This window comes from Aeromicrobium sp. Sec7.5, from assembly GCF_036867135.1.
Lineage (GTDB): Bacteria > Actinomycetota > Actinomycetes > Propionibacteriales > Nocardioidaceae > Aeromicrobium.
In genome coordinates, this window is the sequence record NZ_JBAJIJ010000001.1 from 1,984,194 (window position 1) to 2,005,168 (window position 20,975).

25 protein-coding genes are annotated in these 20,975 nt (G+C 70.0%); all 25 read right to left on the reverse strand.

The window, feature by feature from the left end; translation table 11 throughout:
* Positions 1–44 precede the first annotated feature (44 nt).
* The 25 genes from V6S66_RS09930 to V6S66_RS10050 all read right to left on the reverse strand — a co-directional run bounded on the left by V6S66_RS09930 (position 45) and on the right by V6S66_RS10050 (position 20,908).
* Positions 45–476, reverse strand: a complete 432-nt coding sequence (locus V6S66_RS09930; RefSeq protein WP_334206581.1) for a DUF2550 domain-containing protein — start codon at positions 474–476, stop codon at positions 45–47.
* Between the two features lie 27 nt (positions 477–503).
* On the reverse strand, positions 504–878 hold the full coding sequence (locus V6S66_RS09935) for a F0F1 ATP synthase subunit epsilon (RefSeq protein ID WP_334206582.1): 375 nt from the start codon (positions 876–878) through the stop codon (positions 504–506).
* Positions 878–2,332, reverse strand: coding sequence for a F0F1 ATP synthase subunit beta (atpD, locus tag V6S66_RS09940; RefSeq protein ID WP_334206583.1), 1,455 nt, complete (start codon positions 2,330–2,332; stop codon positions 878–880). Before atpD ends, V6S66_RS09935 begins: the two co-directional genes overlap by 1 nt.
* 6 nt (positions 2,333–2,338) lie before the next feature.
* Positions 2,339–3,280, reverse strand: a complete 942-nt coding sequence (locus V6S66_RS09945; RefSeq protein ID WP_334206584.1) for a F0F1 ATP synthase subunit gamma — start codon at positions 3,278–3,280, stop codon at positions 2,339–2,341.
* Between the two features lie 3 nt (positions 3,281–3,283).
* Positions 3,284–4,924: a F0F1 ATP synthase subunit alpha gene (gene atpA / locus V6S66_RS09950; protein ID WP_334206585.1), complete on the reverse strand. Its 1,641-nt coding sequence runs from the start codon at positions 4,922–4,924 to the stop codon at positions 3,284–3,286.
* Between the two features lie 35 nt (positions 4,925–4,959).
* Positions 4,960–5,775 carry a F0F1 ATP synthase subunit delta gene (locus V6S66_RS09955; RefSeq protein ID WP_334206586.1) on the reverse strand — a complete coding sequence of 272 codons (816 nt, stop codon included), beginning with the start codon at positions 5,773–5,775 and terminating at the stop codon, positions 4,960–4,962.
* Complete coding sequence (locus V6S66_RS09960; protein ID WP_334206587.1) at positions 5,775–6,320, reverse strand: F0F1 ATP synthase subunit B; 546 nt, start codon at positions 6,318–6,320, stop codon at positions 5,775–5,777. Before V6S66_RS09960 ends, V6S66_RS09955 begins: the two co-directional genes overlap by 1 nt.
* 40 nt (positions 6,321–6,360) lie before the next feature.
* Entirely contained in the window at positions 6,361–6,564 is a 204-nt protein-coding gene (locus tag V6S66_RS09965; protein ID WP_290583972.1) for an ATP synthase F0 subunit C, read from the reverse strand.
* A gap of 100 nt (positions 6,565–6,664) precedes the next feature.
* Positions 6,665–7,462 carry a F0F1 ATP synthase subunit A gene (atpB, locus tag V6S66_RS09970; RefSeq protein ID WP_334206588.1) on the reverse strand — a complete coding sequence of 266 codons (798 nt, stop codon included), beginning with the start codon at positions 7,460–7,462 and terminating at the stop codon, positions 6,665–6,667.
* Between the two features lie 136 nt (positions 7,463–7,598).
* Positions 7,599–7,991 (reverse strand): hypothetical protein, encoded by a 393-nt coding sequence (locus V6S66_RS09975; RefSeq protein ID WP_334206589.1) that lies wholly within the window; start codon positions 7,989–7,991, stop codon positions 7,599–7,601.
* Between the two features lie 238 nt (positions 7,992–8,229).
* Positions 8,230–9,351 (reverse strand): MraY family glycosyltransferase, encoded by a 1,122-nt coding sequence (locus tag V6S66_RS09980; protein WP_334206590.1) that lies wholly within the window; start codon positions 9,349–9,351, stop codon positions 8,230–8,232.
* Positions 9,344–10,018, reverse strand: a complete 675-nt coding sequence (locus tag V6S66_RS09985; RefSeq protein WP_334206591.1) for an L-threonylcarbamoyladenylate synthase — start codon at positions 10,016–10,018, stop codon at positions 9,344–9,346. The genes V6S66_RS09980 and V6S66_RS09985 overlap by 8 nt, the downstream gene beginning before the upstream one ends.
* The gene (locus tag V6S66_RS09990) at positions 10,015–10,179 is read right to left on the reverse strand and encodes a hypothetical protein (RefSeq protein ID WP_334206592.1); all 165 of its coding nucleotides are present in this window, start codon (positions 10,177–10,179) and stop codon (positions 10,015–10,017) included. Before V6S66_RS09990 ends, V6S66_RS09985 begins: the two co-directional genes overlap by 4 nt.
* Positions 10,180–10,213: 34 nt before the next feature.
* Complete coding sequence (locus tag V6S66_RS09995; RefSeq protein WP_334206593.1) at positions 10,214–10,693, reverse strand: VTT domain-containing protein; 480 nt, start codon at positions 10,691–10,693, stop codon at positions 10,214–10,216.
* Positions 10,690–11,298, reverse strand: coding sequence for a CDP-alcohol phosphatidyltransferase family protein (locus V6S66_RS10000; RefSeq protein WP_334206594.1), 609 nt, complete (start codon positions 11,296–11,298; stop codon positions 10,690–10,692). The genes V6S66_RS09995 and V6S66_RS10000 overlap by 4 nt, the downstream gene beginning before the upstream one ends.
* Before the next feature lie 50 nt (positions 11,299–11,348).
* Positions 11,349–11,840 (reverse strand): hypothetical protein, encoded by a 492-nt coding sequence (locus V6S66_RS10005; protein WP_334206595.1) that lies wholly within the window; start codon positions 11,838–11,840, stop codon positions 11,349–11,351.
* Between the two features lie 81 nt (positions 11,841–11,921).
* Complete coding sequence (locus V6S66_RS10010) at positions 11,922–12,479, reverse strand: hypothetical protein (protein WP_334206596.1); 558 nt, start codon at positions 12,477–12,479, stop codon at positions 11,922–11,924.
* The gene (locus tag V6S66_RS10015; RefSeq protein WP_334206597.1) at positions 12,476–13,579 is read right to left on the reverse strand and encodes an MlaD family protein; all 1,104 of its coding nucleotides are present in this window, start codon (positions 13,577–13,579) and stop codon (positions 12,476–12,478) included. The genes V6S66_RS10010 and V6S66_RS10015 overlap by 4 nt, the downstream gene beginning before the upstream one ends.
* Positions 13,576–14,802: an MlaD family protein gene (locus V6S66_RS10020; RefSeq protein ID WP_334206598.1), complete on the reverse strand. Its 1,227-nt coding sequence runs from the start codon at positions 14,800–14,802 to the stop codon at positions 13,576–13,578. The genes V6S66_RS10015 and V6S66_RS10020 overlap by 4 nt, the downstream gene beginning before the upstream one ends.
* Positions 14,799–15,881 carry an MCE family protein gene (locus tag V6S66_RS10025; protein WP_334206599.1) on the reverse strand — a complete coding sequence of 361 codons (1,083 nt, stop codon included), beginning with the start codon at positions 15,879–15,881 and terminating at the stop codon, positions 14,799–14,801. Before V6S66_RS10025 ends, V6S66_RS10020 begins: the two co-directional genes overlap by 4 nt.
* Entirely contained in the window at positions 15,878–16,864 is a 987-nt protein-coding gene (locus V6S66_RS10030) for an MCE family protein (protein ID WP_334206600.1), read from the reverse strand. Before V6S66_RS10030 ends, V6S66_RS10025 begins: the two co-directional genes overlap by 4 nt.
* Entirely contained in the window at positions 16,861–17,871 is a 1,011-nt protein-coding gene (locus tag V6S66_RS10035) for an MlaD family protein (RefSeq protein ID WP_334206601.1), read from the reverse strand. The genes V6S66_RS10030 and V6S66_RS10035 overlap by 4 nt, the downstream gene beginning before the upstream one ends.
* Positions 17,868–19,109 (reverse strand): MCE family protein, encoded by a 1,242-nt coding sequence (locus V6S66_RS10040; protein ID WP_334206602.1) that lies wholly within the window; start codon positions 19,107–19,109, stop codon positions 17,868–17,870. Before V6S66_RS10040 ends, V6S66_RS10035 begins: the two co-directional genes overlap by 4 nt.
* A gap of 87 nt (positions 19,110–19,196) precedes the next feature.
* Entirely contained in the window at positions 19,197–20,060 is an 864-nt protein-coding gene (locus V6S66_RS10045; RefSeq protein ID WP_334206603.1) for an ABC transporter permease, read from the reverse strand.
* Positions 20,057–20,908, reverse strand: coding sequence for an MlaE family ABC transporter permease (locus V6S66_RS10050; protein WP_334206604.1), 852 nt, complete (start codon positions 20,906–20,908; stop codon positions 20,057–20,059). The genes V6S66_RS10045 and V6S66_RS10050 overlap by 4 nt, the downstream gene beginning before the upstream one ends.
* Positions 20,909–20,975: the final 67 nt, after the last annotated feature.

Below are 20,975 nucleotides of genomic sequence, written 5' to 3' on the forward strand. Positions count from 1 at the left end.
GACGATCCTGCCTCGACCGGCGAGAAGTCGTCAAGGACCCGCGTTCAGAGAACGGTGTTGATGCCGCGACCGGGGGGTGACGACTCCAGCCACGACAACAGGCCCGTGAGAGCCGGGGGCGCCAGCGAGAGCCGGAGTCGGCCCTCGGTGCTCACCAGATCGACCACGATCGTCCCGGGCGCGAGCACGTGCGACTCGGCCGTGTCGGGATGGCGGCGACCCGTGATCTCGACCCCGCGTCGCGGCAGCACGACCGACGGCCGCCACGCGAGCGAGAAGGTGCGGTACCACTCCAGGTGGTCGTCGTGGTAGACCGCGGTGCCGATCGACCAGCCTGCCGCGCCCGAGGCCCGGCGGCTGATCGTGAGCTCGAACGCGCCGGAGCGCCGCTCGATCGAGCGACGCCGCACGACCACGAGGGCCAGCAGCACGATGACGAGCAGGAGGGAGTCGACCAGCCACAGCCAGAGCGGCATGTGCGCCTTCTCCCTCCCGCGTCGTCGTCAGGAACGCTGCAGCACGCGCAGCTTGGCCTCGGCGCGCTGGGCGGCGAGGTCGTCGCCGTCCGACTTCGCCTGTTCGAGCTCGGCGCGCGCGTCGGACTCCACGATCTCGTCGGCGAGGAAGGTGTCCTCGCTCAGGATCGACACGCGGTTGTCGGCCACCGAGAGGAAGCCGTCGCCGACGGCCGCCCGCAGGCGCTCGCCGCCGGTGGCCTCGATCTCGACGACGCCCGGCACGAGCACCGACAGCAGCGGCGCGTGGTTGGCGAGCACACCGAGGTCACCCGAGGCGGTGCGGGCGAGGACGCGCACGGCCTCGCCCGACCACACGACGCGGTCGGCCGCGACGAGCTCGACCTGCAACGTGCCTGCCATCAGAAGCTCTTCTGGATCTCGGCCCACTTCGCGTCGACGTCTTCCAGACCGCCACACATGAAGAAGGCCTGCTCGGCCACGTGGTCGTAGTCGCCGTCACAGATCTTCGTGAAGCCGTCGATCGTCTCGTCGAGCGGGACGGTCGAGCCCTCGATCCCCGTGAACTGCTTGGCGACGTAGGTGTTCTGGCTGAGGAAGCGCTGGATGCGACGGGCGCGCGAGACGATCGTCTTGTCCTCCTCGCTGAGCTCGTCGACACCGAGGATCGCGATGATGTCCTGGAGCTCCTTGTTGCGCTGCAGGATGCTCTTGACGCGGTTCGCCGTCTGGTAGTGGTCGTCGGCGATGTAGCGCGGGTCGAGGATTCGCGACGTCGACGTCAGCGGGTCGACGGCCGGGTAGATGCCCATCGACGCGATCTCACGGTTGAGCTCGGTCGTGGCGTCCAGGTGCGCGAACGTCGTGGCCGGCGCCGGGTCGGTGTAGTCGTCGGCCGGCACGTAGATCGCCTGCAGCGAGGTGATCGAGTGACCACGCGTCGAGGTGATGCGCTCCTGGAGCACACCCATCTCGTCGGCCAGGGTCGGCTGGTAGCCCACGGCGGACGGCATGCGGCCGAGCAGCGTGGAGACCTCCGAGCCGGCCTGCGTGAACCGGAAGATGTTGTCGATGAACAGCAGCACGTCCTGCTTCTGCACGTCGCGGAAGTACTCCGCCATCGTCAGCGCGGACAGGGCGACGCGCAGACGCGCTCCCGGCGGCTCGTCCATCTGGCCGAAGACCAGCGCCACCTTGTCGAGGACGCCCGCCTCCTCCATCTCGGCGATGAGGTCGTTGCCCTCACGGGTGCGCTCACCGACGCCGGCGAACACCGACACGCCGTCGTGGTCCTTGGCGACGCGGGCGATCATCTCCTGGATCAGCACGGTCTTGCCGACTCCGGCACCACCGAACAGGCCGATCTTGCCGCCGAGCACGTACGGCGTCAGCAGGTCGATGACCTTGATGCCGGTCTGGAACATCTCGGTCTTGGCCTCGAGCTGGTCGAAGGCCGGAGCCTTGCGGTGGATGCCCCAGGTCTCGCCGACCTCGAGCTCCTCACCCTCCTCCAGGTTCATGACCTGACCGGTGGTGGTGAACACCTTGCCGAGCGTGCGGTCGCCGACCGGGACCGAGATCGGTCCGCCGGTGTCGATGACCGGCGTGCCGCGCACGACACCGTCGGTGGGACGCAGGCTGATCGCGCGGACCAGGCCGTCACCGATGTGCAGGGCGACCTCGAGCGTCAAGGTCTCCTTGGTGCCGGCGACCTCGGTGTCGACCAGGAGGGCGTTGTAGATCTCGGGCATCTGGTCCGAGGGGAACTCGATGTCGAGGACCGGGCCGATGACGCGCGCGACCCGACCGGTGGCACCCGTGGCGGGCGTGGTCTTCTCTTCAACGGTGGCAGTCATGTTCTCTCACTCCTGACCAGCGGCGGCGTCGGCGAGCGCGTTAGCGCCACCCACGATCTCGCTGATCTCCTGGGTAATGCCAGCCTGGCGGGCCTGGTTGGCAGTTCGGGTGTACTTCTCGATGAGGTCCTGCGCGTTGTCGGTCGCGGACTTCATGGCCTTCTGGCGGGCCGCGAGCTCGGAGGCGGCCGCCTGGAGCAGGCAGTAGTAGATGCGGCTGTTGACGTACTTCGGCAGCAGCGCGTCGAGGACCTCGTGGGCCGAGGGCTCGAACTCGTACAGCGGAAGCAGCTCGTGCTCCTCGGGGGCCTCCGTGCCCTCGACGACCTCGAGCGGGAGCAGACGGATCACGTCGGGCTCCTGCGTCAGCATCGACTTGAAGCGGGTGAAGACGACGTGCAGCTCGTCGACCGGTCGGACCTCGACCTCGCTGTGGGCGTCGGACTCGATGTCCTCACCCTCGGCGAACGCCTGGACGAGGGCCTCGCCGATCGTGCGCGCGTCCTCGTACTGCGGCTTGTCGGAAAAGCCCGTCCACGACGTCACGTGATCGATGTCGCGGAACTTGAAGTAGGCCACCGACTTGCGACCGGCGAGGTAGAAGTCGATCTCCTTGCCCTCACCGCGCAGCTTCTCCGCCAGGCGCTCGGTCTCCTTGAGCACGCTCGAGGAGTAGGAGCCGGCCAGGCCGCGATCACTCGTGATGACGAGCACCGCGGCGCGGGTCGGGTTCTCCTTCTCGGTCGTCAGCGGGTGGTCGACGTTCGAGAACGTCGCCACCGCCGAGACCGCCCGGGTCAGCTCACGCGCGTACGGCGCTGCCGCCGCCGCGTGCTGCTGCGCCTTGATGATGCGCGACGCGGCGATGAGCTCCATGGCACGCGTGATCTTCTTGGTCGCCTGGGTCGACCTGATCTTCGCGCGTAGCTCTCGTACCGACGCTGCCATGGGTCAGCCCCGCTTCTGCTTGACGATCTGCTCCTGCTCGACGTCCTCGTCGTCCAGGGCCTCGACGTCCTGCGAGCCCGGCTTGATCGACTGGCCGTCGCTCGTCTCGAACTGGTCGAGGAAGGAGGTGTAAGCGTCCTCGAGCGACGAAGCAGTGTCGTCCTCGAACTTTCCGGTCTCCCGGATCGCGTCGAAGATGCCACTGTGCGAGCGCTTGATGTAGTCGAGGAACTCGGTCTCGAAGCGGCTCACGTCGTCGATCGGGACGTCGTCGACCTTGCCGTTCTGCACGGCCCACAGCGACACGACCTGCTGCTCGACCGCGAACGGCTGGTACTGGCCCTGCTTGAACAGCTCCATGATGCGCTGACCACGGGCCAGCTGGGCCTTGGACGCCGCGTCGAGGTCGGAGGCGAACATCGCGAATGCCTCCATCGCGCGGTACTGCGCGAGCTCGACCTTGAGCGAGCCGGTGACGGCCTTCATCGACTTCTGCATCGCCGCGCCACCGACGCGCGACACCGAGATGCCGACGTCGACCGCGGGACGCTGGTTGGCGTTGAAGAGGTCCGACTGCAGGAAGATCTGGCCGTCGGTGATCGAGATGACGTTGGTCGGGATGTAGGCCGACACGTCGTTGGCCTTGGTCTCGACGATCGGCAGGCCCGTCATCGAACCGGCACCCAGCTCGTCGCTGAGCTTGGCGCAGCGCTCGAGCAGACGCGAGTGCAGGTAGAAGACGTCGCCGGGGTAGGCCTCGCGGCCCGGCGGGCGACGCAGCAGCAGCGACACGGCGCGGTACGCCTCGGCCTGCTTGGACAGGTCGTCGAACACGATCAGGACGTGCTTGCCGGCGTACATCCAGTGCTGGCCGATGGCCGAGCCGGTGTACGGGGCGAGGTACTTGAAGCCGGCCGAGTCGGACGCGGGCGCCGCGACGATGGTCGTGTACTCCAGGGCGCCGGCCTCCTCGAGGGCACCGCGGACGCCGGCGATGGTCGAGCCCTTCTGACCGATCGCGACGTAGATGCAGCGCACCTGCTTGCTCGGGTCGCCCGACTCCCAGAACTCCTTCTGGTTGATGATCGTGTCGATCGCGATCGCGCTCTTGCCCGTCTGGCGGTCACCGATGATCAGCTGGCGCTGACCGCGGCCGACCGGGGTGAGCGAGTCGATCGACTTCAGACCGGTCATGAGCGGCTCGTGGACGCTCTTGCGCTCCATCACGTTGGGCGCCTGGAGCTCGAGGGCACGACGGCCGTCGGTCTCGATGTCGCCGAGTCCGTCGATGGGGTTGCCGAGCGGGTCGACGACGCGGCCGAGGTAGCCCTCGCCCACGGGGACCGAGAGGACCTCGCCCGTGCGGCGGACCTTCTGGCCCTCCTCGATGCCGGCGAAGTCGCCGAGGATGACGACACCGATCTCGCGGACGTCGAGGTTCAGCGCGAGGCCGAGCGTGCCGTCCTCGAACTCGAGGAGCTCGTTGGCCATCGCCGAGGGCAGACCCTCGACGTGGGCGATGCCGTCACCGGCGTCGGAGACGATGCCGACCTCTTCGGTGCTGGCCGCGCTGGGCGTGTAGTCGGCCACGAACTTCTGCAACGCGTCCCGGATCTCTTCCGGACGAATCGAGAGCTCCGTCATGGTGTGCCTGCCTTACTGGGTGGGATGCGAAGACTTCAGCCCGCGAGCTGCCGGCGGGCAGCCTCGAGGCGACTGGACATGGTGCCGTCGATGACGTCGTCGGAGACGCTGACCGCGAGGCCACCGATGACGGACGGATCGACGACGACGTTCAGGTGGACGTCGCGGCCGTAACGGGCCGTGAGCGCCGCGGCGAGCCGGTCGTGCTCGGTCTGGCCGAGCTCGTGCGCGGTGCGCACCTCGGCGAGGAGGCGACTGCGACGCGCGGCGACCAGGTCGGCGAACGCCCCGAGGGTGCGCTCGAACGACGCGGATCGTGCGCGGGCGGCCTGGCGGACGACCGCGACGGTGGCCGGCTGGGCCTTGCCGTCGAGGATCGAGCCGACGAGGTCGGACTTGCCGGCCCCGGGGACCGTGGTGTCGGACAGCGCCGACCGCAGCTCCGGGGTGGAGGTGACCAGGTTCGCCACCGAGAACAGCTCGTCCTCGAGCACATCGACCTGGCCGGCGGCGGCCGCACCCTTGAGGATGGCGACGACGCCGGCGACCTCGAGGCCGTCGGTGAGGTCACGCCCCACACGCCACCGAGCGCCGACCGCGGTGCGGACGACCTCGAGGGTGGCGGCCGAGACGGCCTTCCCGAACACCGACGAGGCGAGACCGCGCTTGGCCTCGTCCTCGGTCGACGGATCGGTCAGGACCCGACGCAGTGCCGGCGAGGAGTCGAGCGAGGCGACGACTCCGAAGAGCTGCTCGCCGAGCTCCGCACCCGAGTCACCGCTCGCGTCGACCGCGGCCAGGACCGTGTCGAGCGAGGCGGCGGAGGCACCGCGGAGTTGCGTGGTGGACATCAGTTGGCCGACTCCTCTTCGAGCTCGGCGATGAAGCGCTCGACGGTGCGCTGGCTGCGCGCGTCGTCGGTGAGCGCCTCGCCCACGATGCGGCTCGCGAGCTCGGTGGCCAGCGTGCCCACCTCGCTCTTGAGCTGCGCCACGACCTGGGCACGCTCGGCCTCGACCTGCGCGTGCGCGGCCGAGGTGATGCGCTGCGCCTCGGCCTGGGCGTCGGCCCGGAGCTCGGCGAGGATCTGCGCGCCCTGCTCCTTGGCCTCCTCGCGGATGCGAGCGGCGTCGTGACGTGCCTCGGCGAGCTGAGCGTTGTACTGCTCGAGCGCCGCCTGGGCTTCCTTCTGCGCCGCCTGCGCCTCCTCGATGCCGCCCTCGATCTCGGCCGTACGCGCTGCGTAGGCCTTCTCGAAGCCCGGAACGACGAACTTGACGATCAGGAAGAGGAGCAGGAGGAAGACGACCGCGCTGAGGACGATCTCCGCGGCGTGCGGGATGAGGGGGTTGAGCTCCTCACCCTCGGTGGCCGCGACGAGTCGAGTCGAGATCATGCGTGAGCCTTCTGTCGGAGTCGGTGGCTGGGGCTACGGACTAGAGAACGAACGCGAGCGCCAGGCCGATGATGAAGAACTGCTCGGCGAGGACGAAGCCGAGGATCGCGAGCTGACGCAGCGTCCCCTGGGCCTCGGGCTGACGGGCGACGCCCGACACCAGCGCGGCGAAGATGAGGCCGACGGCGATGCCGGGGCCGATCGCGGCCAGGCCGAGGCCGATCATGTTCAGGTTGCCGTCCACGGCATTTCCTTTCGTCGTCGGCACGGTACGTCCGTGCCGAAGTTTCGGGTCTGGATGTGAAGTTGTGCCGGTGAGACACCGACGAGCCGATCCGGGTGGATCAGTGCTCGTCGGCGAGCGCCTCACCGATGTACATGGAGGCGAGCAGCGTGAAGACGTACGCCTGGAGGAACATCACGAGGATCTCGAGGAAGCTGATGCCGACGAACAGGATCGCCGACGCGATGCCGGCCGGGATGGCCAGCGTGTTCTCCGAGTGGAGCAGCAGGTACTCCGCGCCGAGCGAGAAGAGCAGCAGCAGGAGGTGACCGGCGAACATCGTGGCGAACAGACGCAGCGTGAGCGTCACGGGACGCAGCAGGATGTTGGAGAGGAACTCCAGCGGCACCAGCAGGATGAGGATGGGGCCCGTCATGCCGGCGGGGACCGTCTCGTGCTTGAGGTAGCCGACGAATCCGTGGCGGGCGATGCCGGCGCCGTTGTAGACGATCCAGGTGATGGCCGCGAGCGCCAGCGGGAAGCCGATGTGCGACATCGACGGGAACTGCACCACCGGGATGAGGCCGTAGTAGTTGTTGACGAACACGAAGGTGAAGATCGCGAACAGGAACGGCACGAAGCGTTGGAAGTCGCTGCTGCCGATGTTGTCGCGCGCGACGCCGTTGCGGACGAATCCGTAGACCATCTCGCCGGCGAACTGGAGGCGGCCCGGGACGACGGCCGCAGGACGCGCGGCGGCGGCGAACAGGGCAGCGATGAGCACCGCGGAGATCGCCAGCAGGATCATCGGCTTGGTGACCTCGAGCGCGCCGACCTCGAAGATCGCCGGGAGGTTGAAGTCGGCCGGGCCGGGGCTCGGGGGGCTCGATGCGGCGGAAAGGCCGGAGGCGAGGGACACTCGGTCTCCTTCTCAGATCATGGCGCGGTCGCGCGACCATGAGTCGCGATCCGGGCGTACGGCCAGCGTCATTGCGAGTCGCAGATCACGTCCTTGACTCGCTGCGGGAAGGCTATCAGGCCCCCTCGGCGAACTCCTACTCGAGGTCGTAGATCGGGGTGCGCGACCGACGGAGGGTCATCAGGTGCAGCCCGATCCACGCCATCGCGGTCACGACCATGGCCGCTGCCACGGCCTGACGCTCCAGGTGCTGGCCGATCCCGTCCTCGTCCAGCAGCACCGCCAGCACGACGATCGCGGCCACCGCCTTGACGGTGAAGAAGCCCAGCGCGATCGGCAGGGACGCCATCGGGTTCTTCTTGGCCAGCGGGTCGAGCAGGCCCGGGCTGGACCCCAGGAACGCCACGACCAGGACCCCGCCGACCAAGGCCCCAGAGAGGGCCTCCCGGCCTCCGATGAAGCCCGCGACGACCGCGGTCACCGCGATCAGGACGAGGCACGGCACGACGACGCGGCGCAGGATCTGCATGGGGCCATGCTCCCATCCCGGGGCACTACCGGTTCCCCGAGGTGGCGAGGTCCGGTTCATCGGATTGACAAGCGGCACGGACCGGCGAGGTGTGCCGTGGGTCAGGCCGCCCTCCGCCTGATCGCTCCCTCACCCGCCCCCTCCCCAGATTTGCTGCCGTATCCACCGAACCATTGAGGAAGAACGGTGGATTCGCGAGCAAATCTGGGCCGGAGTGCCCCCTTGCCGAGGTTTGCAGTTACGGACCGACCTTGGAGCTGAGCTTGGGGGCCAGGATGATCGCGATGCCGCTCAGCACGAGCAGGACCAGGAACGCCACGATCGACTGCCACCCGCTCAGCAGGCTGACCACGACGCTGCCGAACGCGAACAGGCCCGCGACCGCGTACATCGAGAGGACCGCCTGCGGGTGCGAGTGCCCCATCTCGAGCAGGCGGTGGTGCAGGTGCATCTTGTCGGGGCTGAACGGCGAGCGGCGCTCGCGGGTGCGGCGCACGACGGCGAGCAGCATGTCGACGAACGGGATCGCCAGCACCATGAACGGCAGGATCAAGGGCAGCAGCGCCGGCAGGAAGCTCGCGTCGGCGTCGCCGACGCCCTGCGCGAGGCTGCTGGGCGGGAACTGACCGGTGAGGCTGATCGACGAGCACGCCATGACGAAGCCGATCAGCATCGACCCGGAGTCGCCGATGAACATCCGCGCCGGATAGAAGTTGTGGGGCAGGATCCCCAGGCACACGCCGGCCAGGGCGATCGTCAGCATGGCCGCCGCGATCGCACGGGTCTCGCCGTTCTCGACCGCGAGGATGAAGGCGAACACGAAGAAGGCGATGGCCCCGATCGCGACGATGCCGGCCGCGAGGCCGTCGAGGCCGTCGACGAAGTTGACCGCATTGGCCGACCCGACGATCAGCACGATCGTCAGCAGCATCGCCTGCGCCTGGTCGAGCCCGATGAAGGTTCCCGGCAGGGGCAGGTACACGAACTGCACGCCGAGGGCCACCACCACGACGCTCGCGAGCACCTGCCCCGCGAACTTGGTGAGCGCGTCGAGCTCGATCAGGTCGTCGACGACCCCGACGGCGCAGATGAGCGCTCCGCCCGCCAGGATCGCGCGCACGTCGTGGAACACCGTCGCGTCGGCCGAGCCGAGGAACGGGAGGCGCTCGGCGAGCAGCGTGGCCGCCACGAGGCCGCCGAGCATCGCCGGCCCTCCGAAGTACGGCGTGGGGACGGCGTGGACGTCGCGGTCGCGCACGCGGGCCTGGGCGCCCACACGCACGGCCACGAGCCTCGCGATCGAGGCCAGGAGGTACGTGACGCCGAGGGCGATGCCGAAGACGGCGAGGTACTCACGCACCGGCTGGTCCCCCCGCCGGTGCCGTGCCCGGGGCGGGCTCGATCGTGTTGTTGAACCGGTGCAGGTCGGCGAGGTCGACCGCGCCCTGGCGCAGGACCCGGGGCGTCGGCCCCGTGACGTCCAGGATCGTGGACGGGACTCCCCCCGGCGAGGTGCCACCGTCGAGGTAGACCGCGACCGAGTCGCCCAGCTGCTCCCGGGCCTCGGCGGCCGTCGTCGCCGCCGGCTGTCCCGTGCGGTTGGCGCTGCTGACCGCGAGGGGCCCCGTCGCACCGAGCAGCTCGCGGGCGACCACGTCGTCGGGCACGCGCACCGCGACGGTGCGGTGGGTCTCCCCGAGGTCCCAGTCGAGCGAGGCCTGCTGGTGGCACACGACCGTGAGCGCACCGGGCCACATCTCCTCGGTCATGCTGCGGAGCCAGCCCGGGACCTCGGCGACGAGCGCCTCCAACGTCGACGTGGCTCCGATCAGGACCGGCGGCGGCATCGTGCGGTCGCGGCCCTTGGCGTCGAGCAGGCTCTGCACGGCGGCGGGCGAGAACGCATCGGCCGCGATGCCGTACACGGTGTCGGTGGGGACGACCACCAGCTCGCCGGCACGCACGGCGGTCCGCGCCGCCTCGACGCCGTCGCGTCGCTGCGCCTCGTCACGGCAGTCGAAGATCATGGGATCACCTCACCCGAAACAGCAGGGTAGTTCGGCGATCCCATGAGAGAGCCATCGGTGCCCTCGCTGCGCTCGATCACTGGGATCACCTCACCAGAAAGAGCACGGTAGTTCGGCGATCCCATGAGCGAACCGTCGGTGCCCTCGCTGCGCTCGATCACGATGTCACCTTAAGGCGTCAGTCTGCGAGGTCGGTCAGACGAGGCCGTGGGCCGCACCGGCGATCAGGACGAACCTTCCCGCGCGGCCCACCAGGACCGATGCGGCGAACACGACGACCCGCATCCTCGAGGCCCCGGCGAGCACGGCGACGGCGAGCAGCGGCGGGATGCCGATGAAGGCCGACGCGAGCACCGTGACGACGGCGCGGATCGGATCGTCGAGCCACCCGATCAGGACCGCGCCGACACGCTGCACCCCGCGAGCCAGGCGGCCGGTACGAGGCTCTCGTGGCGGCCGGCGGCGACTCAGGTCCCGCCCGGCCCGGGCCGCCTGGAACAGGACCACCTTGCCGACCACGGTGCCGATCGAGAGGAACACGACCATCCAGACGACGTCCATGCCGTCGAGGAGCAGCGCCGTCGCGGCGGCGTACGCCTCGGCGTTCAGGACCGGGATGAGGGCGGAGCCGATGCCGTAGGCCAGGGCCGCCAGCACCACCGCGGCCGTCGTCACACGGCGACCTCGCGGCTCGCCTCGAGCTCCCGGATGCGACCGACGACGCGATGGGCGCTCCAGGCCTTCACGGCGACCTGGGCGATCACGATGACGAGGGCCAGCGGCAGGTTCCCGACGACGACCGCCACGATGATGCCGATGTTGTTGAGCGCCTTCGCCGGGTGCGACCAGTTGAGCTGGTAGACCAGCTCGTCGACCACGGCGAAGTAGTTCGGGCTCACGATGGGCCAGAGCAGGAACGACAGCGACAGCAAGCAGTCGAGCACCATGAAGTTCAGCAGGAAGATCCCCACCGGCACCGCCAGGTCGGGCTGGAGCAGGATCAGGTTGGTCGCGCATACCGCGGTGCACAGGCGGTCGCTCAGGATGTCGTGCACGGCCCCGGCCCGCGTCTCCTGGCCCAGCAGTCGGGCGGCGAGGCCATCGGCGCTGTCGCCGAGGTAGTACACCAGGTAGGCCGCGATGACCCACGGCAGGCGGTCGTCGCTCTGGAGGGCGACGAGGGCCAGACCGAGACTGACGACGGTGCGCACGACCGTGATCGCGTTGGGGACCGTGAGGATCGGGCCGATGCCATCGGCGACCACGGGGGTGCGTGCCACACGAAGACCCTACGCCGCACGACGCCGGCGTGGCGGGACGCGGTACCCGTTCAGGACACGGCGTGGTGGAGCACGAACGCGATCGCCAGGTACTGCAGCGTCCGGCCCGTGAACACCATCAGCGAGAAGAGCCACATCGGCTGCCGGGAGGCGCCCGCCAGGATCGAGACGATCGCGAGCGGAGGGACCATGAACGCCGAGGAGACGAACACCGTCGTGGCCCCGAGGTAGGGCCGGTCGAGCAGGCCGAGCAACCAGTCGCTGAAGGCGCGCACCCGAGCGGTGAATCGGTTGCGGGGCGGCCGGGGCTCGCGGTCGCGCTTGGCGAGTCGTCGTCGCCCCTTGCGCGCGAGGTCGAAGACCACGACCTTGCCCAGCACGGTGCCGACGCTCAGCGACATGATCAACCAGAACAGGAACACCGGGCTCTCGGTCAACGTGCCGAGCACGATGACGTAGGCCTCGGCGTTGAGGAACACCGGCAGGATCGACGAGGCCACGCCGAAGGCGAACGCCGTCGCGACCAGCGCGAGGTCTCCCATGACGGGCAGGTTATCGGCAGCGTCGCGCGGGACTCAGCACCGCACCGGCACCGGCGCTCGCCACGAGATCACGACCGGGCCTCAGCACGGGACCGCGACGGGCTCGCCCGGCGCCTCGAGGTCGTCGACCAGCCAGGCGTCGTCGGCGCGCAGCATGGTCAGCACGATCGACGACAGGACGCAGGTCGTGGAGGCCGAGGAGCCCTGCGCGACGCTCTGCTGCGCGTACAGGGTGACCTCCACCTCGTCGGCGGAGACGGCACGGGGTGACGACGCGAGCACGGAGCCGCTCGAGGAGGCGACGAGCGCGCCGTAGGTCTCGCGCAACCCGTCGATGATCGCGGCGTAGTCGTCCTGGAACGACTCCGTGGCGCCGTCGTCGGCCCAGGCGGCGTCGTCGTCGAGCGTCGTGGCCTTCCACGTCAGGATCTGGGCGGTAAGCTCCTCCGCCACCTCGCGCGCGTCCTGCTCGGCGCCGTAGCGCTGCGCGTCGCCCCGCCACTGCCAGCCCACGACTGCGAGAGCCACCAGGGCCAGGACCAGGCCACCGGCCAGGGCGAGCACGAGGGGTGAGCGTTCCTGGCGACGCAGGCGACTGGCCACCGAGGCCGCGACGGACCGCTCGTCCCGGCCGCTCACGGAGCGAGCACCCCGACCGGACCGGGCGCGTTGGCCGAGCCGCGCTGCTGCAGGCCGAAGTCGGCCGAGCAGCCCCGGGACGTGTCGACCGCGAGCCGCGTCGGATCGGTGGGCACGGGGTCGGGCGCGTAGCGGCAGACCGCCTCGGCGAAGGGCCTGGTGTCGACGAGCATGACGGCGTTGAGGAAGCCACCGTTGATCGTCGACGCGAACTCCGTGAAGCCCTCCGGCAGGTCGGCCAAGAGCTGCCACAGATGGGGCCGGTACGGCAGGGTCATGTCGGTGAACTCGCCCATCGCCGTCAACATGGCCGGGAGCTTGAGCCCCACGGTCGACGTGAAGGAGCGGAGCTCCGTCACCCGTGCCGGGGTGTCCTGCAGCATCGTGCGCAGCTTGGGATCGTAGCCGGCGAGGAACTGGGTCAGGCTGAGAGCGGCGGGCGCCAGCGTGCGCAGCTGCGGCTCGAGCTCGACCCCGGTGCGCAGCACGGTGCCCGAGTTCGCGATGATCCGCTCGGTCTCGGGCCAGTAGGCGTCGAGGGTCTCCAGGATCTGCTGGCTCGAGTCGACGACCGTCGCCAGGTCGTCGGGATCGGCGAACGCGACGCTGAGCTCGTCGAGCGTGACCTGGAGGTCGGCCGGTTCGACCTGCGACATCAGCGTGTCGATCGCGTTCAGCGACTCCGCGATCGTCGTCGGCGTCTCGGTGCGGTCCAGGGCGATCGTGTCGCCGTCGGCGAACACGGAGCCGGACTCGCTCTCCGGCTGGAGGTCCAGGAACTGCTCCCCCGCCGGCGACAGGTTGCGGACGACCGCCCGCGAGGACGCCGGGACCTCGATGCCGGGGTCGAGCGCGAGCTCGGCCTCCACGCCCGTCGCGGTGGTGCGGATCTCGGTGACCTGCCCCACCTTGACCCCGCGGTAGGTGACCGACGAGCGCTCGAACAGTCCGCCCGTCTCGCTGAGCTCCACCGTGACGGTCGTGGGCCGCTGCGCGATCGATCCCCCCAGGAACGACTGGTAGACGTACACGGTCGTCAGGACGAAGACGGCCAGCAGCGCCACGGCGGGGGCCATGAGGCTCAGGGGCAGACGCTTCACGAGGCACCTCCGGTGAGTCCCTTGAGCAGGTCGTCGAGCGGGTTGCCGCCCGGCGCGGTGGCCCCGGGAGCCGGGCTCGAGCCCGGGGTCGGCGCGAGTCCGGTCAGCGTGCTGATGAGCGGCAGCTGGTTGAGGTCCTGGACCAGGTCGGGAGCGATCTCGGGCAGCGGGGAGCCGTCGCTCGACGGAGCGATCAGGCTGAGATCGCCGATGCCGAGTGATCCCCGGAGCGCGAGGTGGGTGTTGAGGAAGGAGCCCGGCACGCCCGACTGCATGCCGGCCACGAAGGCGAGGATCTGCTCCACCCCCGCGTCCAGACGCGGCTCGACCGAGGCGACCTCGGCGAAGATCGGCCCCGCCTGCGCGGCGATGGCCGCGATGTCGTCACGGGTCTGCGCGATCGTGGGCACCACGACGGCCCCGAGCGCATCGATCGACGTCAGGAGGTCGACGAGCGAAGCGGTGTTCTGGTCGAGCACCTGCGCGGCCGGTGCGATCTCGGTCAGGGCCCGGTCGATCGTGCCCTGACGAGCCGCCAGGACGCCGGAGGCCTCGGCGACGGCGGCGAGTGCCGCGTCGATGTCGGCGCTCATGTCGGTGACGGTGGACGCGGTGGAGGTGATGCGGTGCAGCACGTCACGCACGGTGTCCTCGCGACCGCCGATCGCGAGGTTCGTCTCGTCGACGATGGTCTGGATCTGGCTCAGCCCTCCGCCGTTGATGAAGAGCGAGGCCGCCGAGAGCGTGTCCTCGACCGTGGGGGCGGCCGACGACCGGTCGGGGTCGACCCGGGCCCCGTCCTCGAGCAGGGAAGCACCACCGGGAGCTGGGTCGGTCGCGGCTGGGTCGGTCGCGGGTGCGGCCGCAGCAGGGTTCTCCACGACGTCGACGAAGAGCTCGCCCAACGCCGTCGTCGTCCGCAGGCGGAAGTCGGCCGTGGTGCCGATCCGGGTGTCGGTGGCGATGTCCATCGAGACGACGGCCTTCAGGTCCTCGACCCCGATCTCGACGACCCGACCGACCACGACGCCATTGACCTTGACGGAGGCGCCCTGCGCGAGGTTGAGCGCGTCGTCGAACGTGGCGGAGACCCGGTAGGTGTCGCCCGGCATCGACGTGCCGGGCAGCGGGAGGTCGGCGGCGGTGGTGCCGCAGCCCGCCAGGCCCGCGCCGAGGACCGCGACCACGGCGACGCCGACGAGACCCGTCCTGAGCCGGTTCACTGGCGCTCCCCTCGCAGCAGGTCGAGCAGGTCGAAGAGCGAGGCGTTCTCGAGGTCGATGGTCTCGCAGAGGGTCGCTGCGGACTCGCAGACCTCGTGCGCCGTCGAGCGCCCCGGGATGAGGTCGGCGGGCCTGGTCAGGAAGCGCAGTCGTCCGCGGTCGTCGATCGCGTTCGGCAGGTTCTGCGTCACGAGCGGTCCGTTCCTGAGCAGCTGGGTGATGTCCTGCTCATGGGCCACGAGCTCGTCGGACAACGCCACGAAGTCGTCGATCTGGGCTGCGATCTGGTCGCGGTGCGCTGCCGAGAAGTCCGTGAGGCCCTGGAGCATCGCGGTGATCGCGTCGAACGTGGCCTCGATCTGGAGCTTCTGGCCGTCGAGCATGACCGTCGCGTCGGTGACCTGCGTGACGAAGCTGCGCACGAGCGCGTCGTTCGACGCCAGGGTCTGGGTCAGGGTGTCCACGTTGGTCAGGTTCTGCTCGACGGCCGGCATCGTGCCCGACAGCGAGGACAGGACCGTCGCGAGGTCGGAGAGACCGCTGGCGATCGTGCCACCGTTGCCCTGGAGGTTGGCGGCGCTCGCGGACAGCAGGTCGTGGAGCGGCCCGTCGGACCCGCCTGCGCCTCCCTCCGGAGTGCCGAGGGCCGCCGAGACGTCCTCGAGCGATCCGAGCAGCTGCTCGAACTCGACCGGCGTCCTGGTGCGGTCGACCGCGATCACGGCGCCGTCCTCGACCTCGGGGCCGGACGTGTAGGCCGGGGTCAGCTCGACGTAGCGGTCGGTCGCGACCGAGCGCGAGACGATGACGGCTCCGACGTCCTTCGGCAGCTTGACGTCTCCGTCGACCACGATCTCGACGTCGACGTAGGCGCCGGCCGGGGTGATCGACTCCACCGTGCCGACGGTGACGCCCCGGATGCCGACGTCGTTGCCGTGGAACAGGCCGGTCGCGTCCGAGAACTGGACCGTGAGACGGGTCTGGTCCTGGCCGAGGGCGGCGCAGCCCCCGAGCAGGGGCAGGGCCAGCACCAGGGCGAGGATCGGCCGGACCAGGCGTCCGGGCATCGCGCGGCTCATGAGCACTCCCGGCTGGGGCTGAGGCAGAACAGGTTGTCCGGGATCGCCGACGGCACGTGCAGGTCGACCCACGGTCCGTTGCCGGACGCGTTGGCGAGGTACACCGTCATGCTCGACAGGCTCGTGACCGTGGCCAGCACGGTGTCGCGCACCTCGTAGAGGTGGTCGAGCGACGCCGTGAGGTTGACCATGAGCGGGTCGAGGTCGTCAGCGGTGTCGCTCAGGATCCCGCTGACCTCGGTGGCCAGGCTCTGCGCGTCGACGAGGAGCGCGTCGATCGCCGCCTGCCGCGACGTCAGCGCGTCGAGGACCAGGGCCGACTGGTCCAGCAGCACGAGGATCTCGTCCTGCTGGTCGACGAGCGTGCCGGTGAACGACCCGGTGGCCTCGAGCAGCGCCTTCAGCTCGTCGGTGCGCTGGACCGCGGCCGAGGAGAGCGCGGCGACCCCCTCGACGGCGGCCTTCGTCTCCTCGGGCGTGCGCCCCAGGACGTCGGCGAGCACCGTCATCGACTCCGCGAGGACGTCCTCGTCGAGTGCCTCGAGCTGGGTCTGGGCGCCCTCGATGACGTCCTGGAGGTTGTAGGGCACGCGGGTGCGCTCGAGCGGGATCGTGTTGTCGGCCAGGGCGCCGGTGCCCGACGGCGTGACCTCGAGGTAGTGCGTGCCCAGGAGCGTGGCGACCTTGACCGCCGCCGAGGTGCCGCTGCCGATCGCGACGTCGCTGTCGATCGTGAACTCGACGGCCACGGCCTCTTCGGTGAGACGGATCTCGGTGACCTCGCCGACCCCCACGCCCGCGACCTGGACCTCCTCGCCGACCCGGAGGCCCGCGGTGTGCTCGATGATCGCCGTGAGGTGCCGCTTGCCGAAGGTGGCGCTGCTCAGGCCGATGACGAGCAGGCCGAGGACCACGACGCCGATGACGCCGACGAGCCCCACGGCGCGCGGCTCGCGCCACAGTCCGCGCGTGGACCGGGTCATGAGCACACCTCCGAGTACGGGCCGGCCTGGTTGCCGAGGTAGAGGGAGGTTCCGGGCACGACGTCGACCGAGATGATGCAGATGTACATGTTGAGCCAGGTACCGGTGTTGGTGGGCCGGGCGAAGGAGTCGAACCCGAGGGGTGCGGCCTCGAACAGCTCGTCGAGGGCGGCCTGGTGGCCCACGAGGGTGTCGGCGACGTCGCGCAGCGAGGCGATCGTCGTGTCGAGGTCGGGGCGGATCTCCTGCGTCAGCGAGGCCGCGGCCTGCGCCAGCTCCGACACGCCGTCGAACGAGCCCGTCAAGGCGTCGCGCTCGGCGGCGAGCCCGGTCATCAGCGCGGAGAGCTGGTCGACGGTGTTCGTGAACGCCGCCTCCTGGGCCGTGAAGTTCTCGAGCACCGGCGTCAGGTTGGCGAGGACCTCGCCGATGACGTCGTCCTTGGCGGCGAGGTCCTGGGTCAGCGCGGCGGTCTCGGCCAGGAGGGCCTCGACGGTTCCCCCCTCCCCCTGCAGCACGGCGACGATCGAGGTCGCGAGCCGGTTCAGCGCCTCCGGCTCGAGCGTCTCGAACAGTGGCTCGAAGCCGTTCAGCAGCGCCGTGAGGTCGAATCCCGGATCGGTCTGGTCGGTGCCCACGACGTCGCCCGGCTCGACCTCGGCGCCCGCCTGCTCGCCCGGGATCAGCGAGAGGTACCGCTGCCCGAGCAGGTTCTGGTAGCGCACCGAGATCACCGTGGTGTCGGTGACGGCCTGGTCGGCGCCCAGGGTGAACTCCACGCGGGCGCGGTCGGTGCCCTCCAGACGGATCTGCTCGACGCGGCCCACCCGGACGCCGGCCGCGCGGACGTCATCGCCCGGGCGCAGGCCCGAGACCGAGGTGAACTCCGCCGTGTAGCGGGTCGACTCGCCGTTGACCTGGTTCACCATCGTGTTGTAGATGACGAGCATGATCGCGAGCGCGACGGCCGCGAAGACCGAGAACTTGATCCGGACGCCCCAGTTCATCCCTGGTCACCTCCCACGAATCCGCGGGTGAGCAGGTCGCCGATGCCGTTCGGGTCCGCGTCGGCAACCGCCTCGAGCTGGGCCAGCAGGCCCTGGATCTCGGCCACGAGGCCGGTGTCGCCCGTCGGGCCGGGCCCCGGGGCGGACGTCGCGCCGCAGTTCGGGCCGTACGCGCGGTACTCCTCAGGACCGAAGACGGCGCAGTCGGCGCCCGTGTACGGCGGGTCGGTGTTGACGACGATGTCGACCGTCGTCTCGAGGAACCCGCCCGAGGTCGCCCCCGCGTCGGGGTCGGTGAATGACGTCGCGCCGATCGTCGACAGCTCGACGAGCGAGTCGAACGTCTTCGAGAAACCGGCCCGCCGGTCGAACATCGTCTCAACGATCGGCGCCGACTGGTCGAGCGCCTTGATCAGCGCCTGCTGGTTCCCGGCCACGAGGAGCTGCGTCTCGTCGACGAGCGCGTCGCCCCCGGTCAGCACCGTCGCGAGGTCGGCCTGTCGGTCGACGATCGTGCGGGTCGTGACGAAGGAGCTCTCGAGCGAGTCCAGCAGGTCCGGGGAGACGTCGGCGATCGTGGAGAGGTTGGTGGCGAGCAGCTGGAGGTCCTCCCGGACCTTCGGCAGCTGCGGCTCGAGCCGTTCCAGATAGGAGTCGAGGGTGACGAAGGTCGAACCCAGGGACTCGCCGCGACCGTCGAGGGCCTCGGCGAACGCCCCGAGCGTCGTGGCCAGGCGCGCCGGCTCCACGGCCGTGAGGATCTCGTAGCTCGTGTCGAGCGCGTCCTGCAGCTCCCGGGTCTCGGTCGAGGGGTCCTGCGGGATGACGGCACCGGCCCGGAGCGTGTCGCCGGCCGCGCCGCGCTCGGGCGGCACCAGGTCGACGAAGGACGTGCCGAACACCGTGGCCGGCAGGATGCGAGCGGTGACCTCCGCCGGGAGCCGGTCGGCCTCGTCGGGGTCGATCGACAACCCCAGCCTGACCCCGCCGTCGCGGGCGTCGATCGACGTGACCCGACCGACGATGGCCCCCCGGATCTTGACGTCGTTGCCGACCACCAAGGCGCCACCGATGTCGTCGACCTGCGCGGCGACGTCGACCCGGTCGCTGAAGAGTCCACCCTGCGCCGCCACGAAGCCGACGACCGCCAGGCCCAGCACCACGAGCGTCGCGATGCCTCGCTGCACGAGACTGCCCCGGCGGTGCTCGAGGTCGCGTGAGATGTACGCCGCCGTCATGACGTCACCGCGTGGAAGAACGCCACGATACGCGGCACCGCCATGACCCGACCCGGAATGTTCACTCGCTGGCGCTCGCTCATGACGTCACCCCGAGATCCTGACGCCGGGGTCGCCGCCCCAGAAGAGCAGCGTCATGACCATGTTGAGCAGGACGACCACGACGATGCTGGCGCGGATGGCGCGGCCCGTGGCCTCGCCGACGCCCTCGGCGCCACCCTTCGCCATGAAGCCGTACCAACAGTGGATGACCGCGACCGCGAAGGCGAACACGACGATCTTCACGACCGAGAGCAGGACGTCCGACAGGGCGATGAACGTGCCGAAGTAGTGCTCGTAGGTGCCGCTCGGCTGGCCGAACAGCACCGTGACCGCCATCTGCGACGCGAGGTAGGACCCGGCCAGCCCGATCATGTAGAGCGGGAGGATCGCCATCATCGTGGCGATGATGCGGGTCGTGACGAGGTACGGGATGGCCGGCACGGCCATGACGCCGAGCGCGTCGATCTCCTCGCTCGTGCGCATCGAGCCCAGCTGCGCCGTGAACCGGCACCCGACCTGCGCCGCGAGGGCCAGCGCCGCGACGAGCGGGGCCAGCTCGCGGGTGTTGACCACGGCCGACACGAAGCCCGTGAGCGGCGCGAGCCCGATCGTCTCGAGTCCGTTGAAGCCCTCGATGCCGAGCGACGTGCCCGCCGAGAGCGCCAGCAGCACCATGACGCCGACCGTGCCGCCGCCGACGAGGATCGCGCCGGTGCCCCAGCTGATGTCGAGCAGGATCCGGAAGGTCTCGGCCCGGTAGTGCCGCAGGGTCGTGGGCACCGCGGCCACGGCGCGGACGAGGAATGTCGTGAAGGTGCCGATCGTCGCGATCTGGTCGGTGGCGGCGTCCGACGCGCGCCCGACGACCCGGCTCGCCGCGCGGGGGCGACCCACCCGCTCGGTGGTCATGCGATCCTCGCCGGCACGAGCATGACGTAGCCCTGCGTGATCGCGACGTTGACGACGGCGAGCACGATCACCGCGATGACGACGCACTGGTTGACCGCGTCGGCCACGCCCTTCGGGCCTCCGGAGGCGTTGAGGCCCTTGTAGGCCGCGATGACCATGGCGAGGAAGCCGAAGATCACAGCCTTGCCCTCGGCCAGGATCAGGTCGGTCGGCTGCGCGAAGGCGATGAACGACGAGAGGTACGCGCCGGAGCTGACCGAGCCCCCGCCGACGTTGATGACGTAGCCGGTGAGCATCGCGGTGGCCGCGACGACGATGTTGAGCAGGAAGCCGACCGCCATCGCCGCCGCGACCCGCGGGGCGACGATGCGCTGGACGGGGTTGAGGCCCATGACCTTCATCGCGTCGACCTCCTCGCGCACGGTCTGGGCACCGAGCTGGGCGCAGACCGCCGAGCCGACCGCCCCGGCCATGAGCAGCGAGGTGACCAGCGGCGCGGCCTGGCGCAGGATGCCGATGCCGTTGACGGCCCCCGTGAACGAGACCGCCCCGATCTGCGACGCGACCGCGCCCACCTGGATCGCGATGATGATGCCGAACGGGATGGCCACCAGCACGGTGGGCAGGAACGCGACCCGCGTCATGAACCAGGACTGGTCGAAGAACTCGCGCCAGGAGAACCGCCGGAGCACGATGTCAGTGGCGAGGAAGCGCAGCGAGCCGAGGCCCAGGATGACCATGGCCCCGAACGTGTCGATCCCACCCCAGAACTTGCCACCCGCAGATCGCACGAGACCGGACGTCCGCGACGGCTTGCGCCCCACGGTCACGCCGCCCTGCCGTCCCATGCGTCCCCTTCGCGTCGATCCTGCGCTGAGTCACTGTAAACGCGGGTGACCCGCGTCACAACGACTT

Excerpts from the sequence above, each read along its gene's own strand:
- V6S66_RS09945 (WP_334206584.1), bottom strand. The coding sequence starts at position 3,280 with ATGGCAGCGTCGGTACGAGAGCTACGCGCGAAGATCAGGTCGACCCAG.
- atpA (WP_334206585.1), bottom strand. The coding sequence starts at position 4,924 with ATGACGGAGCTCTCGATTCGTCCGGAAGAGATCCGGGACGCGTTGCAG.
- V6S66_RS09960 (WP_334206587.1), bottom strand. The coding sequence starts at position 6,320 with ATGATCTCGACTCGACTCGTCGCGGCCACCGAGGGTGAGGAGCTCAAC.
- V6S66_RS10050 (WP_334206604.1), bottom strand. The coding sequence starts at position 20,908 with ATGGGACGGCAGGGCGGCGTGACCGTGGGGCGCAAGCCGTCGCGGACG.
- atpD (WP_334206583.1), bottom strand. The coding sequence starts at position 2,332 with ATGACTGCCACCGTTGAAGAGAAGACCACGCCCGCCACGGGTGCCACC.
- V6S66_RS10030 (WP_334206600.1), bottom strand. The coding sequence starts at position 16,864 with ATGACCCGGTCCACGCGCGGACTGTGGCGCGAGCCGCGCGCCGTGGGG.
- V6S66_RS09985 (WP_334206591.1), bottom strand. The coding sequence starts at position 10,018 with ATGATCTTCGACTGCCGTGACGAGGCGCAGCGACGCGACGGCGTCGAG.
- V6S66_RS09955 (WP_334206586.1), bottom strand. The coding sequence starts at position 5,775 with ATGTCCACCACGCAACTCCGCGGTGCCTCCGCCGCCTCGCTCGACACG.
- V6S66_RS10025 (WP_334206599.1), bottom strand. The coding sequence starts at position 15,881 with ATGAGCCGCGCGATGCCCGGACGCCTGGTCCGGCCGATCCTCGCCCTG.
- V6S66_RS10040 (WP_334206602.1), bottom strand. The coding sequence starts at position 19,109 with ATGACGGCGGCGTACATCTCACGCGACCTCGAGCACCGCCGGGGCAGT.
- V6S66_RS10045 (WP_334206603.1), bottom strand. The coding sequence starts at position 20,060 with ATGACCACCGAGCGGGTGGGTCGCCCCCGCGCGGCGAGCCGGGTCGTC.
- V6S66_RS10005 (WP_334206595.1), bottom strand. The coding sequence starts at position 11,840 with ATGGGAGACCTCGCGCTGGTCGCGACGGCGTTCGCCTTCGGCGTGGCC.
- V6S66_RS10035 (WP_334206601.1), bottom strand. The coding sequence starts at position 17,871 with ATGAACTGGGGCGTCCGGATCAAGTTCTCGGTCTTCGCGGCCGTCGCG.
- V6S66_RS09935 (WP_334206582.1), bottom strand. The coding sequence starts at position 878 with ATGGCAGGCACGTTGCAGGTCGAGCTCGTCGCGGCCGACCGCGTCGTG.
- V6S66_RS09930 (WP_334206581.1), bottom strand. The coding sequence starts at position 476 with ATGCCGCTCTGGCTGTGGCTGGTCGACTCCCTCCTGCTCGTCATCGTG.
- V6S66_RS09975 (WP_334206589.1), bottom strand. The coding sequence starts at position 7,991 with ATGCAGATCCTGCGCCGCGTCGTCGTGCCGTGCCTCGTCCTGATCGCG.